Genomic DNA, 24,664 nt, shown 5'->3' on the forward strand with positions numbered 1-24,664 from the left:
TTCATGTCCCTCCACCACTTGACCACCACCGCCGCCGCGCACGTTCTGGTCCAGCCCGTCGATGCTTACACCTTCACCTCTGGGCGTCTCTGGTCCGTGGTGGGCGCGCTGCTGGGGCTGGCCGGCGCCGTCATCGGCGGGCTGGCTCTGGCCCGCTCCGCCCGCCGTATCGGCGCCGGAAACGGGAGAAGGGGGGCCATCGTGGCCCTGGGGGCGGGGCTGGCCTGCACGGTCATCGGCGGGCTGGTCGTGGCCGCCGCCGAAGGCGGTCCCGGCACCGGTTACGGGATAGTCGGGGGCTGGGTGGACCTGGTGGTCGGGCTGATCGCCATGATCCTCGGTGGGCTCGCTCTGGCCCGCTCCCGCCGCACCGCCTGACCCGGCCCCGGGCCGGTGCCCGAGCCGCGGCCGCCGCAGCGCACCCATCACTCGATCGGAGGGCTCCAGCCGGAGGGCTGCTCGGGGACCAGCAGCACCGGCTGGTCGGCGTGGCGGACGAGGTGCTTGGCGACCGAGCCGGTCAGAAGGTGGGTGCCCCACTCATGCCGGGCCGCGCCGATGACGATCATCAGGGCCTGGTGGCGGGCGGCCAGATCCACCAGCTTCTGCGCCGGATCCCCATGGTCGACCTGCCAGCTCCACGGGAGCGGGTGACCGGCGAGCAGGGCCTCGGCCTGGGCGCGTTCGCGGGCCACCGCTTGTTCGGCGTAGGCGTCCCAGTCACAGGCGTCGGGATCGATGGGGTAGTCGTCCAGATCGACGACATGCGCCACCAGCAGCCGCGCCCCCAGCCGGACGGCCAGGTCGGCGGCGGTCGCCAGCGCGCGCTGCGCGGCCGGATGCCGGTCGTATCCCACCACCAGCCACAGCGCCTGACGTTCCGCTCCCCGCCCGGGTGCCGGCGTCGGTTGCTCACCACGGTGGTTCATCACACTGCTCTCCCTCACCCTTCGGACATGAGCTCGTCTGGCCGGGGCAGGAAGGCGCGGATGGTTCTCGCACAGCAAGATCGTCAAGCGCATTGCGGGGCCGTGGAGTTTCATGGCCGCTCCCTACCAGTACCTGAGCGGAACACCACTGGTAGGGACCGTTGACGAAGACGCACTCCGTGGTTGTCCCCGCTCGTAGGCGGAGGCGGCGGGCCCCACCGCCGCGCCCGGAAAACCGGGTCTCACCTGTGATTATACCGCGTCGGCTCTCGGCGGCCGTGGCCGACCGAGCGGGCGGACTGTTCGGCCCGTGAGCAGCAACCGAAACGGCCAACGGCGATAGCGAGCCGGTTCGGGCGGAGTTACCGCCGTCTACCGTTCGGATGCGGGTGGCCCATCTGTCGATCAGGACTGAGGGGGCGGGGTCCTTGAGTCGGGCAGCAGGTCGGCCAGTGCGGTGCGCACGGCGACTCGGCTCACCCCGTGCTCACGCGCGAGACCCGCGATCGAGGCGCCCTGGTCACGGAACGCCGCCCGCACTTCCTCGATCTGGTCTCCAGAGTGCGGGTGGCCGGCCGCGGTAGCGGCCTTCGGCTTCGGCCGCGGCGATCCCTTCGGCGGTCAGTTCGTTTTGCAGGTCGCGCTGGAACTGCCCGACGGCGGTGATCACGTTGATGATCAGGGCGGTGGTGGCGTCTTCGGCGGCCAGGTCGTGGAAGTTAGACAGCGGCCCGGAAAGGACTCGTAGCACGACGCCGCGGGCCTGGCACCAGTCCCGGACGGCGTGGATGTCCATCAGGTCGCGGCAGAGGCGGAACAGCTCTGAGACGGTGAGGGTGTCGCCGGGGTGCGCGGCGGAGGCGGGGGTCCCGGTAGCAATGAAGAAATTTCCAACGAAGTAGCCTCTTACCTGCATAAACGGAGACGCTTGACCGCCTGTGGCAGGTGAAGATCACTGCCGCTACGTTCGTTCCGGTTTCATCCGGTACGGCAGGTAGAGGTGGTGCGTTGTCCGAGAAGATGTTCTCCGAGGAGCAGTTGGAGCAGCTGCGCTCGTACCCGGAGATCACCAGCGATGAGCTGATCAGGTATTTCACACCGACGGCGGCTGACGTGGCGTTCGTGAGTCCCGGTGGGCGGGGCCCAGTTGATCGGCTGGGCATGCTGGTCCAGCTGTGCAGCCTGCCCTGGCTCGGGTTCGTGCCCGACGATGTGGCCTCGGTGCCGCCGGCGGCCGTGGCCCGGGTCGCGGAGCGGCTGGGCGTGGCGTCGGCGGCGCTGCGGCTGTACGGCAAGCGCGATCAAACCCGCTCGGATCACCTGGGCCTGATCGCCAAGTATCTGGAGTGGCAGACCGCTTCGGCGGGCAGCCAAGCGATGAAGGAGCTGGAGCAGTTCCTGCTGGACCGGGCGATGGAGCACGACTCGCCGACGCTGCTGTTCAACCTGGCGCGCGAGTATCTGATGGCGGCCAAGGTGATCCGGCCCGGCGCGCTCATTCTGGCCAAGATGGTCGGCACGGCCCGCAAGGCGGCCGCCGATCTGACCTCGCAGCTGGTGGGGCACCTGCTCACCGCTGAAGTGCGCGCCGACCTGGAACGGATGCTGGCCGTCGATGCGGGGCTGGGGATGACCCGACTGGAGTGGCTGGTCACCCCGGTCCGGGACGCCTCGGCGACCTCGGTGAAAACCGCGATCGACAAGCTGACCTGGCTGCGCGCGATCGACGCCCACCAGATGGATGTGTCGGTGCTGCCGAACGAGCGGCGCCGGTTCCTGGCCCAGGTCGCCCGCCGCTCGACCAACCAGGGGCTGGAGCGGCGCAAGGAGCGCAAGTTCCCGATCCTGCTGGCGTTCGTCGCCCAGGCCGCGGTCGACCAGCTCGATGAGGTGGTGGCCCTGTTCGACCAGGCCGTCAGCGCGCGGGAGTCGCGGGCCAAATCCAAGACCGACGAGGCGCTGGTCGAGCGGGCCAAGAAGGGCGAGGCCCGGCAACTGCTGATGGACATGATCCTGCCAGTGCTGGCTGACCCGTCGATCCCCGACGATGAGGTGGGCGGGATGCTGCGCGAGCGGATCGGCATGCAGCGGCTGCGGGAGATCACCTCTGATGCGTGGAAGCCGCTGCCCCGGGACCATGGCCGGCTGTCGGAGCTGGAGTCCTCCTACACCTACCTGCGCCAGTTGACCCCGAACGTGCGGGCCGCGATCGACTTCCAGGGCGGGCCGGGCACGGCCGAGCTGATGGAGGCGGTGGCGGTGTTGAAGGAGATGAACCGGCTCGGCGGGCGGAAGGTGCCCGCGGGCGCGCCGACCGGGTTCGTGCCCGCCAGCCGGAAAAGACGAGCTGGCCGCGATGCTGCCGTTCGCGCCGATCGCCTCGCTGCTGATCGAACCCAGGGCGGTGCTGGAGCTGCGCTCGCAGGGCCGGGAGGTGAGCGACGAGATCCTGTCGCACATCTCGCCTGGGCACAGCGACAACATCAATTTCTTCGGGGTGATCAATGTCGACGTCGAGGCGGAGTTGGCCAAGCTCGATACCAGCGGCTGGCGGCCGCTGCGGCCCGCTCAACTGCGTGAGCTGGGGCTGACACCCTGAGTGACACCTGCCCCGTGGCCCTGCAGCAGGCGGTGGAGTAGGCCGTGGTGGCCCGCGCCGCGCGCGGGCTACCACAGCCACATCCACGCCAGGAGCCGACCTGCCGCCACATCGTCGTACCCGACGATGTGGCGGCCTCGGCGCCGCCGGCTTACCAGCCCAACCACTTGGCCGCCACCAGCCTTGGCAAGCGTCGGCGCTAAGAAGACGATGCGCCGCCGACCCATCTGCTGGCCCTCACACGCGGATTGTGAGCGGGCTCAGTTCCGATGCGTGGGCAGATCTGGGCGTTCGTTGGTCCAGCCGATCTCCTGGAACGAGCGGGAGACACGGAGCTCCACCTGCCGCCCGTCCGCGAGCTTGGTGGTGTTCGTCCTCACCTCGGCAAGAAGCAGGCCGGCGCTGGGATCGACCACGAGCCGAACCTTGGAGAACAGGCCCGGCTCTATTTCCTCCTGATAGCTGAGTGTCTGCCCGCGCCGGCCCAGCGGGTCAGTCATCTCCCCCTCGGCCCGGATTGCGGGCAGAGACGCAAGGATTCGGTACGCGGATGCACGAGTCTCGGGCGAGGCGGGCAGGGTACTGATGATGTCTACACAGTCTCGGAGAAGGATGTGCGCCCTCGCCTCCTCCACGTCCATCCCGGATCCGGTCAGATCCAGCCGGCCGATGCGCTCTTCCAGGTAGCTCCGGAGCGTCTCGGGCTCGCCCGGGATCGCGCGCACCTCCTTCCAGGTCAACGATTTCCCTGCTAGGTGACCGGCCTGGCCCTTCCAATTGCCGCGAAGCCGTTCGGCGGTTCGCTCACCTGCCGCCGCCTCCAGCGGCTTGAACGGAACGGCGAACAGGTTCTCCGTCTTCATGTTCTTGGGGTATCGCCAACTGGTAGGCGCCCCGGCGGCCCGCCAGGCCGCCTCGTTCAGCACGAGGCGTCCTGAAGCTTGAGGTGCCGACGGCGGTACGGATGCTGAGTTCTGTGGTCGTGGTGGCGGGTGCGTGTGGATGTAGGCCCAGCATTGGTGGCCACATCGCACCGCATCATGAGATAATTGTCGTAGTCGAGTCACTTCAGCCTCCCCCTATGCCAGGACGAAAGAGGGGGATCGGCATGGAGATCAGACCGCAGGCGGTCGCCATCCCGAAGGAGACCGACCATCTGGAGCAGGGGAAATACGGCCCCATTTTTCCGAAGACGCCGGCCTGCTACGGGTTCACCATCATCGCGAAGGTCAAGCCCGGCCGGGCCGACGCCATCCGCAACCATGGGAACGCGCTCGCCAAGGCGGTGGAAGCCGATCCGCAGTTCCTCGCTCCGCTCAAGCTGCACTACCTGCGCTGGGTGCTCTTCGACGACGACACACGATTCCTGTATCAGGGAATCTTCGACACCGACTTCGACAAGTACACCGAAGACGCCGTCGCGCTGTTCGGCAAGGCGGGGCTCAACACGACCTTCGAAAACCTTGAGGGCTTCCCCGAGGACTGGAAGACCAACCCGGAGGCGTTCATCAGATTCGTTCGTGAGCATCATTGCCCGAGCTTCATCGAGTACGGCGAGTACCCGTACTTCACCGCCGATGAGATCAAGCAAGCTCTGCGGATCAAGAGCGCTCTGTCGGAGATGCTCGATCAGCTGCAGTGACATCCGCCGGCGCTGCCTGGAGGCGAGATGAGCGAGTCCGGAACCGCGCGTACCTACAACCAGAACCATGTGCCGCGCCCCTACAGCCCGGGTCGGCGCCGGTTGAGCATCTACGTCGCGTGGAGCTATCCCGCCGAGGCGGGCAGGAATGTGGCCGAGCTGGACAACCGGTTCTCCACGATGACCGAGGTGCGCCGCGTGACGTGGCCGGCCTACGAGGACCCGAAATGGTCGGATCCGCTGCGGTTCCAGCAGGGCATCGCGGGCGGGCTGGAGCTGTTCTTCTGGGGCTGGCTGCCCTTCCAGCAGTTCGTCGAGGAAACCACCGGCTACCCCGTGCCCGTGTACCAACGCGTCGATCAGGCGGGATTCCACACGCCGCTGGACGAGCGGGTGCTGGCGGACACCGACACCCTGTTCGTGTGGGGGCTGGATCACATGATCACCGGGCAGGACGCCACCTTTGCGGAGATCGACGCGGTGCGTGATTGGCTCACCCGCGAAGGAACCTGCCTTGCTCTGGGACCGCATCACGACGTCGGCGCATCGGACGACATGGCGGTGCGCGACATGGAGTATCACCATCACGGCGACGCGCTGGTGCCCCGCCAGCAACGCTTCGGAAGGTACACCCGATCGCTGATGGCCGGTCTGGGGGTGCCCGTCGAGAACCGCTATGGGCTGCGTCCCGCGGTGGCGGAGGGGAACAGGAGCGCTCCCCTGTCCATCGCCAGGGACCTGGACACCAAGGGGTGGCTGGAAGGCGTGTCCAGCTTCAACTTCCACATGCACCTGCCGCACTACGCCGTCACCACCGACGATCCGAACGTCATCCACGTGCTGGGCAGGCAGCCGATCGACATGTCCAGGCCGCCGCACCCCTTCACCGAGGCCGGCAACACCGAGTTCAACATGTTCCTGTGGATGCCACCGAGCGGTGACCTGGCCGGTGACGTGATCTTCGCCGACACCACGATCTTCAGCTCGCTGTTCGGCGTCGACGAGAGCCTGCGCACCTTCTGGAACAACATCCTCTCGGCGAAGTAGCACTACAGGGAGGCGGGTTCCCGTGAGCGAGCAAACCCACGTCAAGCTCGAACTCGACGACATCCAGCGTGGGGTGCTCAGCCCCCGGCCGACGCCGTACGCGGCGACCTACATCGTGTTCCGCATCGATGACCGCGAGCACGGGCGGGAGCTGATGCGGCGCGTGAGAGCCGTGGCGACCTCGGCCGCCGACACGGTGAGCCCGCTGGGTGAGACGTGGATCAGCATCGCCCTCACCTACCACGGTCTCAAGGCGCTCGGTGTTGCTCAGGAATCGCTGGACACGTTCGCCTGGGAGTTCCGGCAGGGGATGGCCGCACGGGCGAAGGCGCTGGGCGACATCGGCGAGAGCAGTCCCGAGAACTGGGAGCCCCCGCTTGGCACGTCCGACGTCCACGTGGTGCTGGTGGCGCTCGCGCCTGACAGCGCGCAGTTGGAGGCCGTCATCGATCGCGCCCGCCCCGCCTATGACGCCCTGACCGGCGTAACGGCGATCTGGCGACAGAACTGCCACGCGCTGCCCACCGAGACCGAACCCTTCGGCTACCGCGACGGCATCAGCCACCCGGCCGTCGAGGGCAGCGGCATCCCCGGATCCAACACGCTGGAGGAACCGCTCAAGGCCGGCGAGTTCGTGCTCGGCTACCGCGACGAACTCGGCGGCATCCAGACCCCGCAACCCGATGTCCTCGGACGCAACGGCACCTATGTGGTCTTCCGCAAACTCCACCAGCGCGTCGCCCTGTTCCGGCGCTACTTGAAGGACAACTCCACCAGCCCCGAAGACGAGGAACTGCTCGCTGCGAAGCTCATGGGACGCTGGCGCAGCGGCGCGCCGCTGGCGCTCAGCCCGGACTGCGACGATCCCACCCTCGACGCCGACCCGCACCGCAACAGCTTCCTCTACCAGAAAGATGACCCGGCGGGGTTCATCACCCCCGGCGGCTGTCACATCCGCCGGGGCAACCCCCGCGACGCGGCGGTGGCGGGCGTGGTGAGGCTGCACCGGATGATCAGACGCGGCACCGTCTATGGCCCGCCGCTGCCCGAAGGCGTCCTGGAGGACGATGGGGTTGATCGGGGGCTGATGTTCGCCTTTATCGGCGCGCATCTGGGGCGGCAGTTCGAGTTCGTCCAGTCGGAATGGATGAACGACGGCGTCTTCTTCGGCTCCGGCGACTCGAAGGACCCTGTCGTCGGCTCCACCGACGGCTCCGGCGACTTCACCATTCCCCGGCGCCCCGTACGGCGCCGCCTGCTCTCCTTGCCGAGATTCGTGGTTACGCGCGGCGGCGAATACTGCTTCATGCCCGGACTGAGCGCACTGCGCTGGCTGGGCGACCTCACAGACTGAGCATGACGACGCCGCTCTTGCCCGGAGACCGGGGATCCACATGGACACGCTGCAGCTGCTGTTCAACGCTGTCACCGTCATCTTCATCGCGGCCACCATGTTCGCCGCCGGCCTCGGAGCGACGCTGTCGGCCTTGCGCGTCGTCTTCGCGAACGTCTCGCTGCTCATGCTGGTGCTTGTGGCCAACCTGGTCGCCATCCCGCTCCTCGGCTGGGGCCTCGCCGCGGTGTTCGGCTTGCCCACGGCGGCGTTCATCGCGCTGCTCCTGATCGCGTCCTCACCCGGCGGGCCGTTTGGAGCGGAACTCGGCATGGTGCAAAAGGGCGACGTGGCCGCAGGTGCGGCGATGCAGGTACTGCTGGCTGCCATCGGCGGCATCACCTTCGGTCCCACGGCGAACGTCATGCTCAACGCGGCCAACGTGGGTGGCGGGGTTTCACTCAATGTCGCGACACTTATGCTGACCGTCGCGGTCCTCCAGCTCGTGCCGTTTGCCGTCGGCTGCCCATGCCGTCTTCCGACGGTCAGCCGGCGGGCTTGCCGAACCAGCGGGAGAGGTGGTCGTCCAGGTCCTGCTGATCGTCGCCGATCCAGGCGACGTGGCCGTCGGGGCGTAGCAGGACGCACGGAACATCCAGTGCCGCCGTGGGATCCGCGAGGTGATCGACCTGGTCTGACCAGCCGCCGGCGGCCAGGCGTCCGGTGCGGTCCAGCAGCAGGCCGCGGCCGCGACGCAGCAGACCGTAGAGGTGGCCCTGTTTCACGTCGATGTCGCGCAGGCGGCGGCCGAGCAGGTCGGGGCCTTCGCCGAAGTCGTAGCGGATGCCGATCGCGGTGATCTTCTCGATCAGATGGCGGTTCACCTCGTCGAAGTCCATCAGTTCGGTGAGCAGCCTGCGCACGGCCTGCGCGCCCGGTTCGGTGGACAGCAGCTCCATCTGGGCGCGGGTGTTGTCCAGCACGTCCTCGGCGACCGGACGGCGTTCGGCCTGGTAGGTGTCCAGCAGTGTTTCCGGTGCCCAGCCACGGATCTGTGCGGCCAGCTTCCAGCCGAGGTTGACTGCGTCCTGAACCCCCAGGTTGAGGCCCTGTCCGCCGGTGGGCGGATGGATGTGTGCCGCATCGCCGGCCAGCAGCACCCGGCCGACCCGGTAACGTTCGGCCAGCCGGGTGGCATCCCCGAAGCGGGACAACCAGCGCGGGGAGTGCACGCCGAAATCGGTGCCGGCGATGGCGCGCAGCTGTTGCCGGAAATCCTCGAGGGTGGGCGGTTCCGCGCGGTCGCCGACTCCCGCGGCGGGGACGACGACGCTGTAGATCCCTCCGCCGAAGGGCCGGAGCCAGAAGGGCTGACGGCTCTCGCGGATTTCGCTCACCCTGGCGGCGATCTCCTCCTGCGGCACGCCCACTTCCATCTCGCCCATGAGCGTTTCGGTCCGCGAGGGCTCGCCGGGGAAGCCGACGCCGAGCAGTTTGCGCACCGTGCTGCGCCCGCCGTCACAGCCGACGAGATAGCGCGAACGCAGGTGTTCCCCGTCGGCCAGTTCGACGGTCACACCCTCGTCGTCCTGCTCGAAACCGGCCACCGCGCAACCGCGCCGGACCTGCGCGCCCCGTTCGATCGCATGTTCTTCGAGCAGGCGCTCGATGACCGGCTGCGGGATGCCCAGCAGATAGGCGTGCGCGGAATCCAGACCCCTGGGCGCGGGTTTGGCGATGCCGGCGAAGAATCCGCCGGCCGGACGCCGCCTTCCGTGCTGGAGCATGCGATCGAGCAGGCCGCGCATCGCCATCAGCTCGAGACTGCGAACATGCAGACCGACGATGCGGACGAAAGACTTGGGCTGGGTTTCCTTCTCCAGAACGAGTACCCGCACGTCGTGCAGCCGCAGTTCGGCAGCCAGCATCGCGCCGGTCGGCCCGCAGCCGGCAATGATCACGTCGAACATAGGTGTTGCCTTTCGGGAGTGCCTTGTTGGCGAGGCGCTCCCGGCGACACCTACCTCGATCGCCCGGCCGTGACGGGAAGGGGGAGCACCCACATCGATACAGCGTTCATGGGTCTCACCTCCTGGGGCGGTGTCACGGTCGACGGCAAGCTACACGCCCGAGCACCACTCCGTCCAACCCTTTTCCCGGCTACCGTTCGCCCGGGGATGCGGTGGAACGGCGAGCCACGAGGGCCGGGGTGACGGAGAAGCGGACCGCGGCGGTACGGCCGGCGATGCGTTCGAGCAGCAGCCGGCCGGCGGTCTGGCCCATGATGGCGCCGTCCTGGTCGACGCTGGTCAGCGCGACGTGCGCGAGGCCGGTCAGGCGTGCGTTGTCGTAGCCCGCCACCGAGATGTCGCCGGGCACGCTCAGGCCCGCCTCGTGGACGGCCGCGAGGGCGCCGAAGGCGGCCTGGTCGGCGCCGGCGAAGATGGCGGTGGGGCGGGGGTCGCGGGCCAGCAGCTCGCGCGCGCCGTCGTAGCCGCCTTCCTCGGTGTAGGCGGTGGCGGCGACGGCGACGTGGTCGGCCAGGCCGTGCTCGGTCATCACCCGCTCGTAGGTCGCGGCCCTGATCGTGTGCAGCAGGGCGATGGCGCGGCCCCCGACGGTGTCCTTCTGCGTGATGTGCGCGATGCGGCGATGGCCGAGCGTGATGAGGTGCTTGACCACGAGCTCGGCGCCGACCTCGTCGTCGTCGAGCACGCAGTCGTACAGCGCCGAGCGGTCGTGGCGGCCGAGCACCACGAGGGGGATGTCCTTCGCGAGTTTCTCCAGTTGTCCTCTGGTGCAGACCGGGGCGACCCAGAGGACGCCGTCCACCTGCCGGTCGACCAGCGCGTCGCTGGCCCGGCGCTCTGCCGCGGGGTCGTGACCGCCGCTCTGGACCATGATCGCTTGGTAGCCGCTTGGGGAGATCTCATCTGTCAGGCCGTCAAGGATGTCGGCGAAGAAGGGGTTGCGGATGTGGGGCAGGAGCACGCCGATGGTGAAGGTGCGCCCGCGCATGGCCCGGGCCGCGTTGTGGGGGCGATAGCCCAGCTCGTCGATGGCGGCCTGCACCTTGGTCCGCATGGCCTCGCTGACGCCGTAGGCGTTGCGCAGCACTTTCGACACCGCTGTGGTGGAGACCTGGGCGTGCTCGGCCACATCGGTGATGGTCACCCTGCGCTGCCGGTCTCGTGTGCCCATGAGCCACCTTTCCGCCTACTCGACGTCGCCCGATTGTAAGGGTGGCGGACCCGTCGGACAGGATGGATAACGTTACCCAACTTATCGATCGGAAGTGTTATCGATCCCATTCCAACAACGGTCACGATAGGGGACCGTTCCCCAAGGACACTCTTGACGGCCTGCCAGGTAGCGCCTACGTTAACTCGCATCGGGGGCGCTTAAATCGTTTCAACGAACCCGGAGGGGCGTTGTGAAGACCTCGCACCGCGTGTCGGGAGCGGCCCTGGCCGTTCTCGCGATGGCGGCTCTGACCTCGTGCGGCTCCGGCTCCGATTCCGGAAGCGCCGCCACCGGCCCGGTCACCTTAGAGTTCCTCATCGACAACAGCCCGGCCACCGTGGACACCGCCAAAGCGCTCGCGGACACGTTCATGCAGGCCAATCCCACCATCAAGATCGAGACCGAGACCCGGCCGGGAGGCAGCGAGGGCGACAACATCGTCAAGACCCGGCTCTCGACGGGCGACATGGCGGATGTGTTCTGGTACAACTCCGGGTCGCTGCTGCAGGCGCTCAACCCCGCACAGACCATGGTCGACCTCACCGGCGACCCGGTGCTGGCCAACGTGGCCAAGGACTTCCTGCCCGTGGTGAGCCAGGACGGCAAGGTCTACGGCGTCCCCGGCGGCACCGCCATGGGCGGCGGCATCCTCTACAACCGCAAGGTCTACGAGCAGCTCAAGCTGGAGGTGCCCAAGACCTGGGCCGACTTCACGGCCAACAGCGACAAGATCAAAGCAGCCGGCATCGCACCGGTGATCGGCACGTACAAGGACACCTGGACCTCGCAGCTGTTCGTGCTGGGCGACTACTACAACGTGCAGGCGGCGGCGCCGACCTTCGCCCAGGACTACACGGCCAACCAGGCCAAGTTCGCCACCACCCCCGCCGCCAGGGCCGGGTTCGACCACCTGGCCGAAGTGCACGCCAAGGGGTACCTGCAGGAGGGCTACGGCTCGGCCACCGCCGACCAGGGAATGAAGCTGCTGGCCGAGGGCAAGGGCGCGCACTACCCGATGCTGAGCGCCCAGCTCCCGCCCTTCGTCGCCACCATGCCGCAGGCGGCGGCCGACATCGGCTTCTTCGGCATCCCCGGCACCGACGCCGCCAAGAACGGCGCCACGATCTGGGAGCCGGCCGGCATCTACATCGCCAAGACCACCGACAAACTGGAGGCGGCCAAGAAGTTCCTGGCCTTCGTCGCCTCGCCGGCCGCCGCCGACGCGGTCACCAAGGCCGTGCCGCCGGCCGGGCCGTACCGGATCACCGGCGCCGAACTGCCCGACGACGCCATCCAGGCGGCCAAGGACCTGCAGGCCTACGTGGACGAGGGCGCCACGGCACCGGCACTGGAGTTCGTCTCGCCGGTGAAGGGCCCGTCGCTGGAGCAGATCACGGTCGCCGTCGGCTCCGGCCTGACCCCGGCCGCCGAAGGGGCCGCCCAGTACGACAAGGACGTCGAGAAGCAGGCCAAGCAACTGGGGTTGGCAGGGTGGTGACCAAGCAGGACACCGGGCCCCGCACAGGGCCCGGCCCGGCACCCGGGCACGCGCACACCCGCGCCTCCCGCCGCCGGCGCGACGCGGCCTACCCGTACGCGCTCTACCTGCCCGCCGCCGCCGTGTTCCTGCTCATCTTCCTGGTGCCGACGGCGATGGCCTTTTATTTCGCGCTCACCCGCTGGACGTTGTTCGACAGCGAGTTCGTCGGCCTGCAGAACTTCCGCGACTTCCTGGCCGAGCAGAACCTGCGCATCGGCTTCCAGAACACGATCATCTACGCCGTCGTCACCAGCGGCCTCAAGGTCGTGTTCGGGCTGCTGCTCGGCGTCCTGCTCACCGGCAGGCTGCGGGTGCGCGGATTCCTGCGCTCGGTGGTGTTCTTCCCGACGCTGGTCTCGACCGTCGCGGTCGGCATCACCTTCGCCATGCTGCTCAAACCGCAGACCGGCCTGGTCAACCAGGCCCTCGCGCTGGTCGGGATCGACGGCCGCGACTGGCTCGGCGAGGCCACCACCGCGCTGCTGTCGGTCGCGCTGGTGGACGTGTGGAAGGGCGTCGGCCTGGCCACCGTCATCTACATCGCCGGCATCATGTCCATCCCGCGCGAGTACTACCAGGCGGTCGCGGTGGATGGCGGCGGCGTCTGGCACCGCTTCCGGCACGTCACGCTGCCGCTGTCCTGGCCGGCCACCTACTCGGTGATCATCCTGTCGTTCATCGGCGGGCTGCGCTCGTTCGATCTCATCTGGACGATGACCCGCGGCGGTCCCGGCTTCACCAGCGACACCATCGCCTCGATCATCTACAAGCAGTACCAGGCCGGTTTCTTCGGCCTGTCGACCGCCGGCAACGTGATCCTCTTCCTCGTCGTCGCGGCCATCGCCGTGCCGCTCAACTACGTCCTCGGCAAGAGGCAGGTCACCGCATGACAACACTGAGAAGGCTCAGCGGCGAGGCCGTCGCGCTGGTCCTGGCCACCGTGATCTTCCTGGTCCCGTTCGCGCTTATGCTGCTGACCGCCGTCAAGGCCCCGGAACAGGCCATCGACCTGGACTTCTCCTGGCCCACCAGCTGGCCGGTCGTCGAGAACCTCATGGCCGTGATCGAGGCGCGCGACTACGTGCTGCTGCGCGCCTACGTCAACAGCACCGTCATCACCGTCGCCTCGGTCGCCCTGCTCGTCGTCTTCGCCGCCATGGCCTCGTTCGTCCTGCAGCGCCGCCCGGGCAAGGTCGCCAAGCTGGCCGACTTCCTCGTACTGACGGGTCTGATCATCCCGCCCGCGGTGGTGCCGACGATCTGGCTGCTGCAGGCGCTCGGCCTGTTCAAAACCCTGCCCGGGATGATCCTCGCGGAAGTGGCCTTCAACCTGTCGTTCGCGATGTTGTTGTTCCGCGCGTTCATCGCGGCCATCCCGCGCGAGCTGGACGAGGCCGCCCAGATCGACGGCTGCAGCGGATTCCGGCTGTTCTTCCGGGTGATCTTCCCGCTGCTGCGGCCGGTGACCGTCACGGTCATCCTGGTCAGCTCGGTCACCATCTTCAACGACTTCGTCAACCCGCTCTACCTGCTCCCCGGCGACGAGAACGCCACCGTGCAGGTCACCCTCTACAACTTCCAGAGCCAGTACAACACCCAGTGGAACCTGCTGTTCATGGACATCGTGCTCATCACGATCCCCCCGCTGGTGTTGTTCGTCTTCTTCAACCGCAGAATCGTCGCCGGCATGACCGCCGGCGCCATCAAGGGATGACATGACCTCTCTGTCCGTTTCCGCAGTTGCCTTCGAACACCACCGCGACCCCCTCGGCATCGGCGAACCCGAACCGCGCCTGTCCTGGACCGTCACCACGGACCTCCCGGGATGGATCCAGCAGGCGTACGAGATCGAACTCGGCGACGGCCTGTCCACCGGCCGGATCGAGTCGGACGAGTCCGCACTCGTGCCGTGGCCCGGCGCGCCGCTGGGCTCACGGGAGCGGCGCGCCGCACGGGTGCGGGTGCACGGCGCCGACGGCTCGGCCAGCGACTGGAGCGCATGGTCGTACGTGGAAACCGGCCTGCTGGACCCCGCTGACTGGCGGGCCACGGCCGCCGCGCCACCGCTGGAACTGCTGAGCGCACCCGACGGCCCCGCGCTGCTGCTGCGCCGCGGCTTCGCCCTGCGCGCGCCGATCGAGCGGGCCCGCCTCTACATCACGGCCCACGGCATCTACGAGGCCGAGATCAACGGCCGGGTGGTCGGCGACGACGTGCTCGCCCCCGGCTGGACCAGCTACCGCCACCGCCTGCGCTACCGCACCCACGACGTCACCGGCCTGCTGCGCGAGGGCGCCAACGCCGTCGGCGCCACCCTCGCCGACGGCTGGTACCGGGGCCGCATCGGCTTCGGCGGCGGCAAGAGCGACCTGTACGGCGAGCGCACCGCCCTCATCGCGCAGCTCGAGATCGCCTACATCGATGGCACCACCGACGTGATCGTCACCGACGACGCCTGGCGCTGCGCCCGTGGCCCGGTCACTGAGGCCGGCCTGTACGACGGCGAGAAGCACGACGCGCGCCTGCACCCCGCAGGCTGGTCCGAGCCCGGCTTCGACGACTCCTCCTGGCTGCCCGCCGACGCCCTCTCCCACGATCCGGCGCTGCTGGTCGCCCCCACGGGCCCGCCCGTGCGCCGTACCCAGACGTTGTCCCCCACCGAGGTGCTGACCGGGCCGAACGGCGAGACCCTCCTGGACTTCGGCCAGAACCTCGTCGGCCGCCTGCGCATCCGCGTGCAGGGCCCGGCGGGGCACACCGTCACCCTGCGCCACGCCGAGGTCCTGGAGAACGGCGCCCTCGCCGTGCGCCCGCTGCGCGCGGCCGCCGCCGAGGACCGCTACACGCTGCGCGGCGACGCCGAGCCGGAGCCCTTCGAGCCCCGCTTCACCACGCACGGCTTCCGCTACGCGCAGATCGACGGCTGGCCCCGGGCGTTCGACCCGGCTGACGTGGTGGCCGTGGTCTGCCACACCGACATGCGGCCCGCCGGCGCGTTCGAGTGTTCCGACCCGCTGCTGAACCGGCTGCACGACAACGTGGTCTGGAGCATGCGCGGCAACTACGTCGACCTGCCCACCGACTGCCCGCAGCGCGACGAGCGGCTCGGCTGGACCGGCGACATCCAGGTCTTCGCCCCCGCCGCGGCCTTCCTGTACGACTGTGCGGGGCCGCTGTCATCGTGGCTGGCCGACCTGGCAGCCGAGCAGGCCGAGGTGGGCACGGTGCCGCACTACGTGCCGTGGGTGCCGCTGATGTCCGGCCTCTCCCCGGCGGCCGCCTGGGGCGACGCCGCCGTGCTCGTCCCGTGGACGCTCTATGAGCGCACCGGTGACCTCGGCCTGCTGCGGCGCCAGTACCCGAGCATGACCGCGTGGGTGGACCAGGTCGTCTCCCTCACCAGGGACCACCTGTGGGATGAGGGCTTCCAGTTCGGCGACTGGCTCGACCCGGCAGCGCCCTCGGACGATCCCGGCAAGGCCCGTACCGACCAGGCGCTCGTCGCCACCGCCTACCACGCCTGGTCGGCTCGGGTTGTGGCGGACACGGCGGCGCTGCTCGGCCATGACGCCGACGCCGCCCGCTACGCCGGGCTGGCCGGGCAGGTGCGGACGGCCTTCCGCCACGAGTTCGTCACCCCGTCCGGCCGGCTGGCCTGCGACACCCAGACCGCCTACGCGCTCGCCCTGACCGTGGACCTGTTCGATGGGCCCGAACAGCGCGAACGCGCCGGACGCCGCCTCGTCGAGCTCGTCGCCGGCGACGACCACCGCATCGGCACCGGCTTCGTCGGCACCCCGCTCATCTGCGACGCCCTGTGCTCGGTCGGCGCCTACGACACCGCCTACCGGCTCCTGACCCAGCGCAACCGCCCGTCCTGGTTGTATCCGGTGACGATGGGCGCCACCACGATCTGGGAGCGGTGGGACAGCATGCTGCCCGACGGCTCCGTCAACCCGGGCGAGATGACCTCCTTCAACCACTACGCGCTCGGCGCGGTGGCGGACTGGATGCACCGCACCGTGGCCGGTCTCGCCCCGGCCGAGCCCGGCTACCGCCGCATCTCCGTCCGCCCGCGTCCCGGTGGCGGCCTCACCCATGCCCGCGCCGCCCATCACACCCCCTATGGCGAGGCGGAGGTGAGCTGGCGGCGCGACGGGGAGCGGCTGACCGTCGCCGTGCGCGTCCCGCAGAACACGGCCGCCATCGTCGACCTGCCCGGAGAGCCCGTTGCCGAGGCCGGCCCCGGACGACACGTCTTCCACTGCACCTGGCAGGACCCCTCTGAGGGGACGCCCTGACACCCGTACGACATGCACGTCACACCCGTCAAGCGGCGCGGGGATGGCGATGGCCCGATGGCGGGGACGGACGACCTCGCGTAGTTCAACGCAGCAGTGACCGTTCGGTGGGTGCCAGCCGCAGCCGTTGTGATGGCCTGGCCGACCGTTGCGCGAGGGGAGGCAGCACGTCCTCGTGCCAGCGCACTGAACGCTGCAAGCGATCAAGGTGATCGTGGAAGTGGTTCTGGCCGGTGAACCGCGCGAACCACACGAAGACCTCCTCATTCGTCCGCACCGGCAGGGCGGGGAAGGTGTTCGGGGAGTGTTCGGACCGCAGGTACGCCAGCGGCTCGCCGCCGGTTTCGGCCAGTACGGGTCGCACGCGCCGCTCGAAGAACTCGACGAACGCGGCGTCGAACGGGGCGTTGCCGTACCAGATCGTGGCGACGACGAGTGAGGACGGCGCCGCAGCCTGCTCGCCAGGGGCCGGCCTGCTCCCCATCGGCGCCGGGAGGCCGCCCGCCGGCGAGGCCGGCCGCAGTAACAGGACGTCGTCGGAGTCGATCATCGTTGCGTTCGCCTCGTCCCTGTGTGCCCGCCAGATCGGCCCGGAGTAGAAGCTCTCCAAGGCCTCGGCACGACGTGGCATGTCCTCGAAGCCGCGGAGCCAGACGAACCGGTCAGGGTCGTCCAGGTCGCGGAACTGCCCCAGGACGGTCATGCCTGCCGCCTCTTGGGTCTCGACGAACTCCCGGTCGAACAGATCGATCAGTACGTCCCGCTGGCCGGGGCGCAGCGTGTACTGGCGCAGCTCGACAATGGGACACCGTGGGGGCATCGGCTTTCTCCTTCTGAATGACTGGAACAACGTTTGTTACAACTAGGAGTGTGGTGACCACCTGGCTATCGGACCGATCGGCTAGCCCACCAGCGTCTCGCGCAGCACGTCGGCGATCGACGTGTCGGCCAGCTCCTGGCGCATGGCCTGCTCGGCCCTGCCGTAGACCTTGCTCAGGGCGGGCCGGATGCCACGGCCGACCGGGCACTCCAGATTGGGCTCGGTGCGGTGCAGGCCGAACGGCTGCTCCACATCGACGGCATCAAGCACCTCGAGCAGGGTGATCTCCTCCGGCGCGCGGGCGAGACGCCAGCCCGCGCCGGCACCATGGCGCACCTCCACCAGGCCGGCCCGCCGCAGGTCACCCAGGCTGCGCCGGATGATCACGGGGTTGGTGTTGACGCTGGCGGCGATCTGGTCCGAGGTGAGAACCTCCTGGCCACGGCGATGCGCCAACGCCAGCCACGTCAGTGCGTGCGTCGCGACGGTCAATCGGCTGTTGGCCCCCATCACCACCTCCTTGCTGTAACAGCTTTCATTACATCCATGCCCGCCGTCAAACCCCGGGGGCGATCGCATGCCCGGTCACCACCGGCAGACGGCCTGGACTCCGGTCAGCTCCGCCGGTGCGCAAGGTGCCCACCGCGAACCTTCACGGCCGGGCCCGCAGGCTGGATCATGATCATTAAGCCCCCTCATGACCAGCGTTATGCAGGGTGTATGGTGGTGACCTCCTCAGGGATCCCGGGAAATCACCCCTACCCGAAAGCGAACACCCATGGGCGAGAACCAGCAGCCGGCTCCCTTCCGCCCTCATCAGCTGCGCGTCTCACATGACGAGCGCGAAGCGGTGGTGGAACGGTTGAACACGGCTGCCGCTGAAGGGCGAATCGACTTCAGCGAGCTGGAAGCCCGGCTGGATCGGGCACTCAACGCCAAGACGTACGCCGACCTCGCGCCTCTCACCGCGGATCTGCCGCAAGAGGTTCCGGCGGAGCCGCTCGTCCTCAAGGGAGGCATGAACGGCGCGACGCGGACGGGACGCTGGCGGGTGCCTGCGCAGATCACCGTGTACGGCGGCATGGGCAGCGTCAAGCTCGACTTCACCCAGACCGAATGCCGGCTGCCGGAGATCGCGATAGAAGCGCACGGGCAGATGGGCGGGGTCACGATCATCATCCCCGACGGATGGGTGGCGGACACCTCGGAGATGGACCAGGGCCTCGGCGGCTTCAAGGACAAGACCACATCCGAGCGCCTGCCCAGAACGCCGCGGATCCGGCTCGCCGGCGACGGCGGCGCCGCCGGCGTGGTCATCCGCCACCCGAACAGCTGGGAACGCCGCGTACAGCGGCGCAATCATGAGCGTTGAGCAAGGCGAGCGCGGGAGAGCGGAGTTTCCGGGTGAGACCGACTACGTCGCGAAGCAGACCATGACATCGGCCGGTGCCAAGCAGGCCGACGGCACACCCCAGTAAGGAACCACGCGATGAGCACCTCGCACGCCTTCCCCCTGAAGCCCGTTCCGATCCACGTGTCCGACGAGGTCCTCGATGACCTGCGTGCCCGCCTCACATCGACCCGTCCGCCGCTGGACGAGGGGAACGAGGACTGGTCCTACGGCGTGCCCGACGGCTATCTCCGTGAGCTGGTCGCCTACTGGCGGGACGGCTACGACTGGCGCGAGGCCGAGGCCGCCATCAACGTCCACGAGCACTACCAGGTGAGCGTCGACGGTGTCCCTGTGCACTTCATGCGCAAGCCCGGCCGCGGCCCCCGTCCGATCCCGTTGATCCTCACCCACGGCTGGCCGTGGACGTTCTGGCACTGGTCGAAGGTGATCGACCCGCTCGCCGACCCGGCCGCGTACGGCGGTGACCCCGCCGACGCCTTCGACGTCATCGTGCCGTCCCTGCCCGGCTTCGGTTTCCCCGGCCCGCTCACCGGCTTTCCGGACGTCAACTTCTGGAAGGTCTCCGACCTCTGGCACACCCTGATGACCGAGACCCTCGGGTACGAGAAGTACGCCGCCGGGGGCTGCGACATCGGCGGAATCGTCTCCAGCCAGCTCGGCCACAAGTACGCCGACGAGCTGTACGGCATCCACATCGGCTCCGGGCTGCCGCTCGACTTCTTCACCGGCCCCCGTGCCTGGGACTTCGCCCGGAATCGGCCACTCACCGACGACCAGCCCGCCGACATCCGCGCCCGGATCATCGAGATGGACCACCGCTCGGCGTGCCATCTCGCCGTGCACATGCTCGACGGCGCCACGCTGGCCCACGGGCTGAGCGACTCACCCGCCGGACTGCTCGCCTGGCTGCTGGAGCGCTGGAACGCCTGGAGCGACAACGGCGGCGACGTCGAATCCGTCTTCACCAAGGACGACCTGCTCACCCACGCCACGATCTACTGGGTGAACAACTCCATCGCCACGTCGATGCGCTACTACGCCAACGCCAACCGCTACCCCTGGGCCCCCGCCCACGACCGCACCCCGGTCGTGCAGGCCCCGGTCGGCCTCACCTTCGTCACCTACGAGAACCCGCCCGGCATCCACACCGCCGCCGAGCGCGTCCAGGCGTTCAAGACCGGCCCGCAGGGCGACTGGTTCAACCACGTCAACGTCAACGCCCACGACCACGGCGGCCACTTCATTCCCTGGGAGAACCCCGACGCATGGGTGAACGACCTGCGCCGCACTTTCCACGACCGCAGGCCCTGAACGACCGCCGCCGCCAACGTCTCCGCGGGCCGGCGTGGCGGCTCCCGTGGCGGCCAGGACGAAGATGCCGACTCTGCGCCTACAGTCCAGCGGGCTGGTGTGCCGAGGCGGTCCTCACTGCGGCCGAACGGCGACCGATTCGGCGGAGAGCGTGACTTCGACGGTGATGTGCGGATTGTCCAGCTGCGGGAGCTGAAGCCCACGCTTGAACTCCTCGGCATCGTCCGGCATCACCTTCGGCTGAATTGTGATCTTGACCTGGCCGGTTTCGTCATCTGGGTGCGCCATCATCGTGGCCACCTCAGGACGGGATCGCAGCCAGGAGACGACCGTGTCCTGGGCCCGCCGGAGCTCCGAGGCTGAGAAGCCCTTGCCGCCGATCAGGGCGACCTCCATGGGGAGGGTCCTGGCCAACTCGATCGCGCGAGTCGGGATGGGACCCTTGAAGCCGATGCGCAGCCCCCCGCTGGTCGTCGACGTACCTGACGCCGGAGATCTCGTCGGGGAACTCCGCTCTCAGTTTGTCGATCACCCGGCTGTTGGACGACTGTGAGCCGAAGCGGTCGATGGCCTCCTCGTAGGAGATGCCCTCCGACCTGGCGATGGCCCCGAGGTCGACCAGCTCGGCGTAGGGAATGCCGTCGATCGCCACGTCCGGGTCGGTCACCGCAGGGTCGTAACCGTCAAAGTCCGTCGGCTTGGGCGACGAGGTAGCAGCCACCCGGGTCGCGTACCGCTTGACGACCTCCTCCAAGGGTCGGCCTGACGCCGCCGCCTCTCGTTTGAGCCGCTCCAGGGTGGGCCGATGCGCTGTGGGCTGATCGGCCCGCGGCAACACGATCGTCTCGGTCCCGGCTCCGGCGGGTACCGGATCAGCACCAGACTGGCCGCAGGCGCACAACGACACGAGCACCGCGATGGCGGTCAAACGCGATCTCTTCATACATCAGTGACGCGCCACCGGTTTGGAGGGTTCATCACGGCATCCCATCCAGTACGGCGAAGCCCGCTCATCAGAGTGCGCCTCCGTTGCTACCCACCATAAGCCGGCCCTCCGCTCCCAAAGGTCCTGGTGTCGCACCATCAAGGTCGATCAGTGACGTGTCACTCTCGATGCTCGCTCGACGGACGATCGCGATTCCGAACCATGCCGGCAGGTGACGCGTAACCCAGCAGCGGAAGGAAGACCTCGTCGGTGACAGCGGCCAGGTCGGCATCGGATGGCCATATTCCGAAGACCACGAAGTCGTCCCGCAGCAGGCTGATCGGCAGGGTTATCACTCGTCGCGGCCAGGGGCCGGGCGGGATCTGACCGCGCTCGGCCGCGAGCTCCAGCACCGTGGACATTGCGTCCGACAGGGCCGAGTCAGCGATGAGGTCCCGCAGTCGCTGTGCCAGTCGCGGGTCGTGAACCGTGTCCGCGATCAGTCCGGAGACCGTGTCGCGGCGGGTGTAGCCGAGGCTCGTTTGCGCATGACGCAACAGCTCCAACACATCGTCGCGCAGATCGCCGGTGTCGGGGACCGGCACGTTGGTGAACCGGCTAGCCAGCGTGTCCAGGAACAACTCGGGCAGGCTGCTCCAGCGACGGTACAACACGGCCTTGCTGGTACCGGCCCGCTTTGCGATACCTCTCATGGTGGACTTCGCGTAACCCAGTTCGGCCAGTTCCTCGCGAGCCGCGTCCAGAATGGCGTCTTCGAGCTCGGCTCCCCGGCGGCGCGACATGGCCTCACCTGTAGATGGGCCCGTCCTCGGCGTGTTCGGCATCACAACTCCCTAAGAAACCTTGCGTTTCCTCATCGCCGAGCCTAGCCTGGGATTAAGGAACCAAGGGTTTCTTATTTCGAGAGGTGACATCATGACCAGTTCCGCCACTCAGACTCCTCCGGCATTCCCGATGCCCCGCTCCTGCCCGTTCGGTCCGCCGCCGCAGTACGCGCAAGTCAGACAGGAGGCAGCGATTTCGCGGGTGACCCTGCAGGACGGCAAGCAAGCGTGGCTGATCACCGGGCACGCCTTCGCGCGGGAGTTCCTGTCCAGTGACAAGATCAGCTCCAACCGCGCGAACCCCGGTTTTCCGCAGCTGGTTCCCGGGGTGGCCTCGGTGCCACTGAAGGGCACGATCGTCGCCATGGACCCCCCGGAGCACTCCCAGCACCGGCGCATGATCACCAATGAGTTCACCGTCAAGCGGGTCAGGCAGATGCGGCCGGAGATCCAGCGGATCACCGACCGATCCATCGACGAGATGCTGGCCGGACCGCGGCCGGCCGACCTGGTGGAGGCCTTGTCGCTGCCGGTGCCGTCCCTGGTGATCTGCGAGCTGCTGGGAGTGCCCTACAGTGACCGCGGCCAGTTCCAGAGCAGAACCAAGATCATTCTCAGTCGCAACTCGACAGGCGAGCAGCGACGTGACGCCGCACTGTGGTTGCGCCGGTACATCAACGACCTGGTCGCGGGCAAGGAGGCCGAGCCGGGCGATGACCTGCTGAGTCGGCTGATCGACAAATACCGCGACATCGACGCCTATGACCGCGAGACCATGACCGGAATCGGGCTGCTGCTGCTGGTCGGCGGTCACGAGACCACCGCCAACATGATCTCGCTGAGCGTGGCCTCGCTTCTGGACGATCCGGAACTGCTGGCCGGGTTGCGGGAGCGGCCCGAGCAGACCCCGCAGCTGGTCGAAGAGCTGCTGCGGTTCCACTCCATCGTCGACAACGCCACGTCCCGGGTGGTCGTCGAGGATTTCGAACTCGGCGGCATCACCTTCCGCGCCGGCGACGGCGTCATCGTGGCGGCCGCGGCCGCCAGCCACGACCCGGACGTGTTCGCGCGGCCGGATCAGATCGACGTCGATCGCGGTGCACGGCACCACCTGGCCTTCGGTTTCGGGATCCACCAGTGCCTCGGACAGAACCTGGCCCGGCTGGAGCTGGAGATCGTGCTGAACACGTTGTTCGCACGGATCCCGGACCTGGCGCTGGCGGACCCCGTCGAGCGCCTGCCGTTCAAGAGCGACGCGCTCGTCTACGGCATCCACCGGCTGCCGGTGACCTGGTAACCGAAAGACAGGCCATGATGAAGATCACATTGGACGAGGAAAAATGCTGCGGCGCCGGCCAATGCGTGCTTGCCGCCCCTGAGCTCTTCGATCAGCGAGAGGAGGACGGGATCGCGGTTCTGTTGCATCCGTACGCTGATGCGGAGCACCACGAATCCGTCCGGGAGGCAACCCTGGTGTGCCCAGGACGGGCGATCTCGATCGAGGGATCACCCTAGTGGACAAGATCGTCATCGTGGGCGCGTCCGCGGCGGGCATCAGTGCCGCGGACGCCCTGCGACAACGCGGCTTCACCGGCCGGATCACCCTGTTGGGCAGCGAACCCCATCTGCCCTATGACCGGCCGCCACTGTCCAAGCAACTGCTCTCGGGCCAGTGGGAGCCGGAACGGCTGCGGCTGCGCAGCGCCGAACAGCTGACAGAGCTGGACCTGAACCTGCGGTTGGGCGCCACCGCGACCGGGCTGGATCCGCACCGGCGGGAGGTCGCGCTGGCTGAAGGCGAGCCGGTCGATTACGACGGCTTGATCATCGCCACCGGTGCGGCCCCACGGCGGCTGCACGGCGGCGACCTGGCCGGCGTCCACTATCTGCGCACTCTGGACGACGCGCTGGCACTGCGACCGCGGATGCGACCGGAATCGCGAATGGTGGTCATCGGTGCCGGGTTCATCGGCGCCGAGGCCGCCGCGGTGGCTCGCGACATCGGCCTGTCGGTCACCATGGTCGATCCGGCCGCCGCGCCGATGGTGCGGGCGCTCGGCAAGTCCGTTTCGGAGCTGCTGGCCGCACTGCATGTCGACAGGGGGGTGGACCTGCGTTGCGGCACCGGCGTTTCCTCGTTGCTCTCCGAGCAGGGCGCGGTGGCCGGCGTGGTGCTGGACACCGGTGAGCGGTTACCCGCCGATGTGGTGGTCGTCGGCATCGGCGCGATCCCCAACACCGGCTGGCTGGCCGGCAGCGGGTTGCTGAGCGACGGGCGCCTCGACTCCGACGAGTACTGCGCGGTGGGGCCCGATGTGTACGCGGCCGGGGACGTGGCGAGCTGGTTCAACCCGCTGTTCGGCACCCGGATGCGGGTGGAACACCGCACCAGCGCCGCCGAGCACGCGCGTGCCGCCGCGACCAATCTGCTGGCGGCGCCGGCGGACCGACGTCCCTTCGCAAGCGTCCCGTACTTCTGGACCGACCAGTACGACCTGAAATTGCAGGTCTGGGGCCATTTCGACGAATCCTGCGACCTCGTGGTGCGGCACGGCGATCTTTCCGAGCGCAAATTCGTGGCGCTGTACGGCCGCGACGGCCGGGTGGTCGGCGCCGTCGGGGCCGGCATGCCGAAGCAACTGCGGGAAGCCCGCCGCCTGATCGTCGAGAAGGCCGAGTTCCCCGGCCAGGGCTCGCATGTAGCTTGACTCCGTC

Annotated in this window: 24 protein-coding genes and 1 pseudogene; 15 read left to right on the plus strand and 10 right to left on the minus strand. The window is 68.4% G+C overall.

The annotated features are described in order from the left end of the window. Positions 1–3 precede the first annotated feature (3 nt). Complete coding sequence (locus tag ABGB01_RS03840) at positions 4–378, plus strand: DUF6223 family protein (protein ID WP_347770334.1); 375 nt, start codon at positions 4–6, stop codon at positions 376–378. A 47-nt stretch (positions 379–425) separates the two neighbouring features. On the opposite strand, the gene ABGB01_RS03845 is transcribed toward ABGB01_RS03840, so the two are convergent. Then, the gene (locus tag ABGB01_RS03845) at positions 426–929 is read right to left on the minus strand and encodes a universal stress protein (protein ID WP_347770336.1); all 504 of its coding nucleotides are present in this window, start codon (positions 927–929) and stop codon (positions 426–428) included. Positions 930–1,449: 520 nt separating this feature from the next. Further along, positions 1,450–1,845 carry a recombinase family protein gene (locus ABGB01_RS03850; protein WP_347770338.1) on the minus strand — a complete coding sequence of 132 codons (396 nt, stop codon included), beginning with the start codon at positions 1,843–1,845 and terminating at the stop codon, positions 1,450–1,452. A 92-nt stretch (positions 1,846–1,937) separates the two neighbouring features. Between ABGB01_RS03850 and ABGB01_RS03855 the strand changes: the two genes are divergently transcribed. Then, positions 1,938–3,509 carry a DUF4158 domain-containing protein gene (locus ABGB01_RS03855; RefSeq protein ID WP_347770340.1) on the plus strand — a complete coding sequence of 524 codons (1,572 nt, stop codon included), beginning with the start codon at positions 1,938–1,940 and terminating at the stop codon, positions 3,507–3,509. 279 nt (positions 3,510–3,788) lie between these two features. Here the strand turns inward: ABGB01_RS03855 and ABGB01_RS03860 are convergent, their stop codons facing one another. Further along, positions 3,789–4,391, minus strand: coding sequence for a hypothetical protein (locus tag ABGB01_RS03860; RefSeq protein ID WP_347770342.1), 603 nt, complete (start codon positions 4,389–4,391; stop codon positions 3,789–3,791). Positions 4,392–4,636: 245 nt separating this feature from the next. On the opposite strand from ABGB01_RS03860, the gene ABGB01_RS03865 reads away from it, so the two are divergent. From ABGB01_RS03865 to ABGB01_RS03880, 4 genes and pseudogenes are all read left to right on the plus strand, one after another. Further along, positions 4,637–5,170 carry a hypothetical protein gene (locus ABGB01_RS03865; protein ID WP_327581613.1) on the plus strand — a complete coding sequence of 178 codons (534 nt, stop codon included), beginning with the start codon at positions 4,637–4,639 and terminating at the stop codon, positions 5,168–5,170. Between the two features lie 27 nt (positions 5,171–5,197). Continuing rightward, positions 5,198–6,217, plus strand: a complete 1,020-nt coding sequence (locus tag ABGB01_RS03870; RefSeq protein WP_347770344.1) for a hypothetical protein — start codon at positions 5,198–5,200, stop codon at positions 6,215–6,217. A gap of 22 nt (positions 6,218–6,239) precedes the next feature. After that, on the plus strand, positions 6,240–7,571 hold the full coding sequence (locus ABGB01_RS03875; RefSeq protein ID WP_347770346.1) for a Dyp-type peroxidase: 1,332 nt from the start codon (positions 6,240–6,242) through the stop codon (positions 7,569–7,571). Positions 7,572–7,611: 40 nt separating this feature from the next. After that, positions 7,612–8,073: pseudogene (locus ABGB01_RS03880) on the plus strand (bile acid:sodium symporter); the annotation flags it as partial. A gap of 22 nt (positions 8,074–8,095) precedes the next feature. On the opposite strand, the gene rox reads toward ABGB01_RS03880, so the two are convergent. Next, a complete protein-coding gene (rox, locus tag ABGB01_RS03885) occupies positions 8,096–9,520 on the minus strand; it encodes a rifampin monooxygenase (protein ID WP_347770348.1) in 1,425 nt (474 codons plus the stop codon). 190 nt (positions 9,521–9,710) lie between these two features. Continuing rightward, a complete protein-coding gene (locus tag ABGB01_RS03890) occupies positions 9,711–10,751 on the minus strand; it encodes a LacI family DNA-binding transcriptional regulator (protein WP_347770350.1) in 1,041 nt (346 codons plus the stop codon). Positions 10,752–10,983: 232 nt separating this feature from the next. On the opposite strand from ABGB01_RS03890, the gene ABGB01_RS03895 reads away from it, so the two are divergent. The 4 genes from ABGB01_RS03895 to ABGB01_RS03910 are packed head-to-tail and all read left to right on the plus strand — an operon-like array spanning position 10,984 to position 16,634. Then, the gene (locus tag ABGB01_RS03895) at positions 10,984–12,291 is read left to right on the plus strand and encodes an extracellular solute-binding protein (protein ID WP_347770352.1); all 1,308 of its coding nucleotides are present in this window, start codon (positions 10,984–10,986) and stop codon (positions 12,289–12,291) included. Continuing rightward, the gene (locus tag ABGB01_RS03900) at positions 12,285–13,223 is read left to right on the plus strand and encodes a sugar ABC transporter permease (RefSeq protein WP_347770354.1); all 939 of its coding nucleotides are present in this window, start codon (positions 12,285–12,287) and stop codon (positions 13,221–13,223) included. The genes ABGB01_RS03895 and ABGB01_RS03900 overlap by 7 nt, the downstream gene beginning before the upstream one ends. Then, positions 13,220–14,047 (plus strand): carbohydrate ABC transporter permease, encoded by an 828-nt coding sequence (locus ABGB01_RS03905; protein ID WP_347770356.1) that lies wholly within the window; start codon positions 13,220–13,222, stop codon positions 14,045–14,047. Before ABGB01_RS03900 ends, ABGB01_RS03905 begins: the two co-directional genes overlap by 4 nt. A gap of 1 nt (position 14,048) precedes the next feature. Further along, positions 14,049–16,634 carry a glycoside hydrolase family 78 protein gene (locus ABGB01_RS03910; RefSeq protein ID WP_347770358.1) on the plus strand — a complete coding sequence of 862 codons (2,586 nt, stop codon included), beginning with the start codon at positions 14,049–14,051 and terminating at the stop codon, positions 16,632–16,634. An 85-nt stretch (positions 16,635–16,719) separates the two neighbouring features. Here ABGB01_RS03910 and ABGB01_RS03915 read toward each other — a convergent pair whose 3' ends face one another. Together ABGB01_RS03915 and ABGB01_RS03920 are read right to left on the minus strand one after the other, a co-directional pair. Beyond that, positions 16,720–17,454 carry an NIPSNAP family protein gene (locus ABGB01_RS03915; RefSeq protein ID WP_347770360.1) on the minus strand — a complete coding sequence of 245 codons (735 nt, stop codon included), beginning with the start codon at positions 17,452–17,454 and terminating at the stop codon, positions 16,720–16,722. A gap of 81 nt (positions 17,455–17,535) precedes the next feature. Continuing rightward, complete coding sequence (locus tag ABGB01_RS03920) at positions 17,536–17,964, minus strand: Rrf2 family transcriptional regulator (protein ID WP_347770362.1); 429 nt, start codon at positions 17,962–17,964, stop codon at positions 17,536–17,538. 268 nt (positions 17,965–18,232) lie between these two features. On the opposite strand from ABGB01_RS03920, the gene ABGB01_RS03925 reads away from it, so the two are divergent. Both ABGB01_RS03925 and ABGB01_RS03930 read left to right on the plus strand, forming a co-directional pair. Beyond that, a complete protein-coding gene (locus ABGB01_RS03925) occupies positions 18,233–18,826 on the plus strand; it encodes a DUF1707 domain-containing protein (protein WP_347770364.1) in 594 nt (197 codons plus the stop codon). A 117-nt stretch (positions 18,827–18,943) separates the two neighbouring features. Beyond that, positions 18,944–20,179: an epoxide hydrolase gene (locus ABGB01_RS03930; RefSeq protein ID WP_347770366.1), complete on the plus strand. Its 1,236-nt coding sequence runs from the start codon at positions 18,944–18,946 to the stop codon at positions 20,177–20,179. Positions 20,180–20,293: 114 nt separating this feature from the next. Here ABGB01_RS03930 and ABGB01_RS03935 read toward each other — a convergent pair whose 3' ends face one another. The 3 genes from ABGB01_RS03935 to ABGB01_RS03945 form a co-directional block, all read right to left on the minus strand. Continuing rightward, a complete protein-coding gene (locus ABGB01_RS03935) occupies positions 20,294–20,479 on the minus strand; it encodes a hypothetical protein (RefSeq protein WP_347770368.1) in 186 nt (61 codons plus the stop codon). Between the two features lies 1 nt (position 20,480). Then, the gene (locus ABGB01_RS03940) at positions 20,481–21,107 is read right to left on the minus strand and encodes a hypothetical protein (RefSeq protein ID WP_347770370.1); all 627 of its coding nucleotides are present in this window, start codon (positions 21,105–21,107) and stop codon (positions 20,481–20,483) included. Positions 21,108–21,283: 176 nt separating this feature from the next. After that, positions 21,284–21,907: a TetR/AcrR family transcriptional regulator gene (locus ABGB01_RS03945; protein WP_347770372.1), complete on the minus strand. Its 624-nt coding sequence runs from the start codon at positions 21,905–21,907 to the stop codon at positions 21,284–21,286. Between the two features lie 244 nt (positions 21,908–22,151). Between ABGB01_RS03945 and ABGB01_RS03950 the strand changes: the two genes are divergently transcribed. Genes ABGB01_RS03950 through ABGB01_RS03960 form a run of 3 tightly spaced genes read left to right on the plus strand, consistent with a single transcriptional unit; the run spans position 22,152 to position 24,657 of the window. Further along, on the plus strand, positions 22,152–23,246 hold the full coding sequence (locus ABGB01_RS03950) for a cytochrome P450 (protein ID WP_347770374.1): 1,095 nt from the start codon (positions 22,152–22,154) through the stop codon (positions 23,244–23,246). Positions 23,247–23,263: 17 nt separating this feature from the next. Continuing rightward, positions 23,264–23,464, plus strand: a complete 201-nt coding sequence (locus tag ABGB01_RS03955) for a ferredoxin (protein ID WP_347771232.1) — start codon at positions 23,264–23,266, stop codon at positions 23,462–23,464. Further along, entirely contained in the window at positions 23,464–24,657 is a 1,194-nt protein-coding gene (locus ABGB01_RS03960; protein ID WP_347770376.1) for an FAD-dependent oxidoreductase, read from the plus strand. Before ABGB01_RS03955 ends, ABGB01_RS03960 begins: the two co-directional genes overlap by 1 nt. Positions 24,658–24,664 lie beyond the last annotated feature (7 nt).

The organism is Nonomuraea sp. B5E05 (genome assembly GCF_039880665.1).
In the GTDB taxonomy this organism is placed as follows: Bacteria; Actinomycetota; Actinomycetes; order Streptosporangiales; family Streptosporangiaceae; genus Nonomuraea.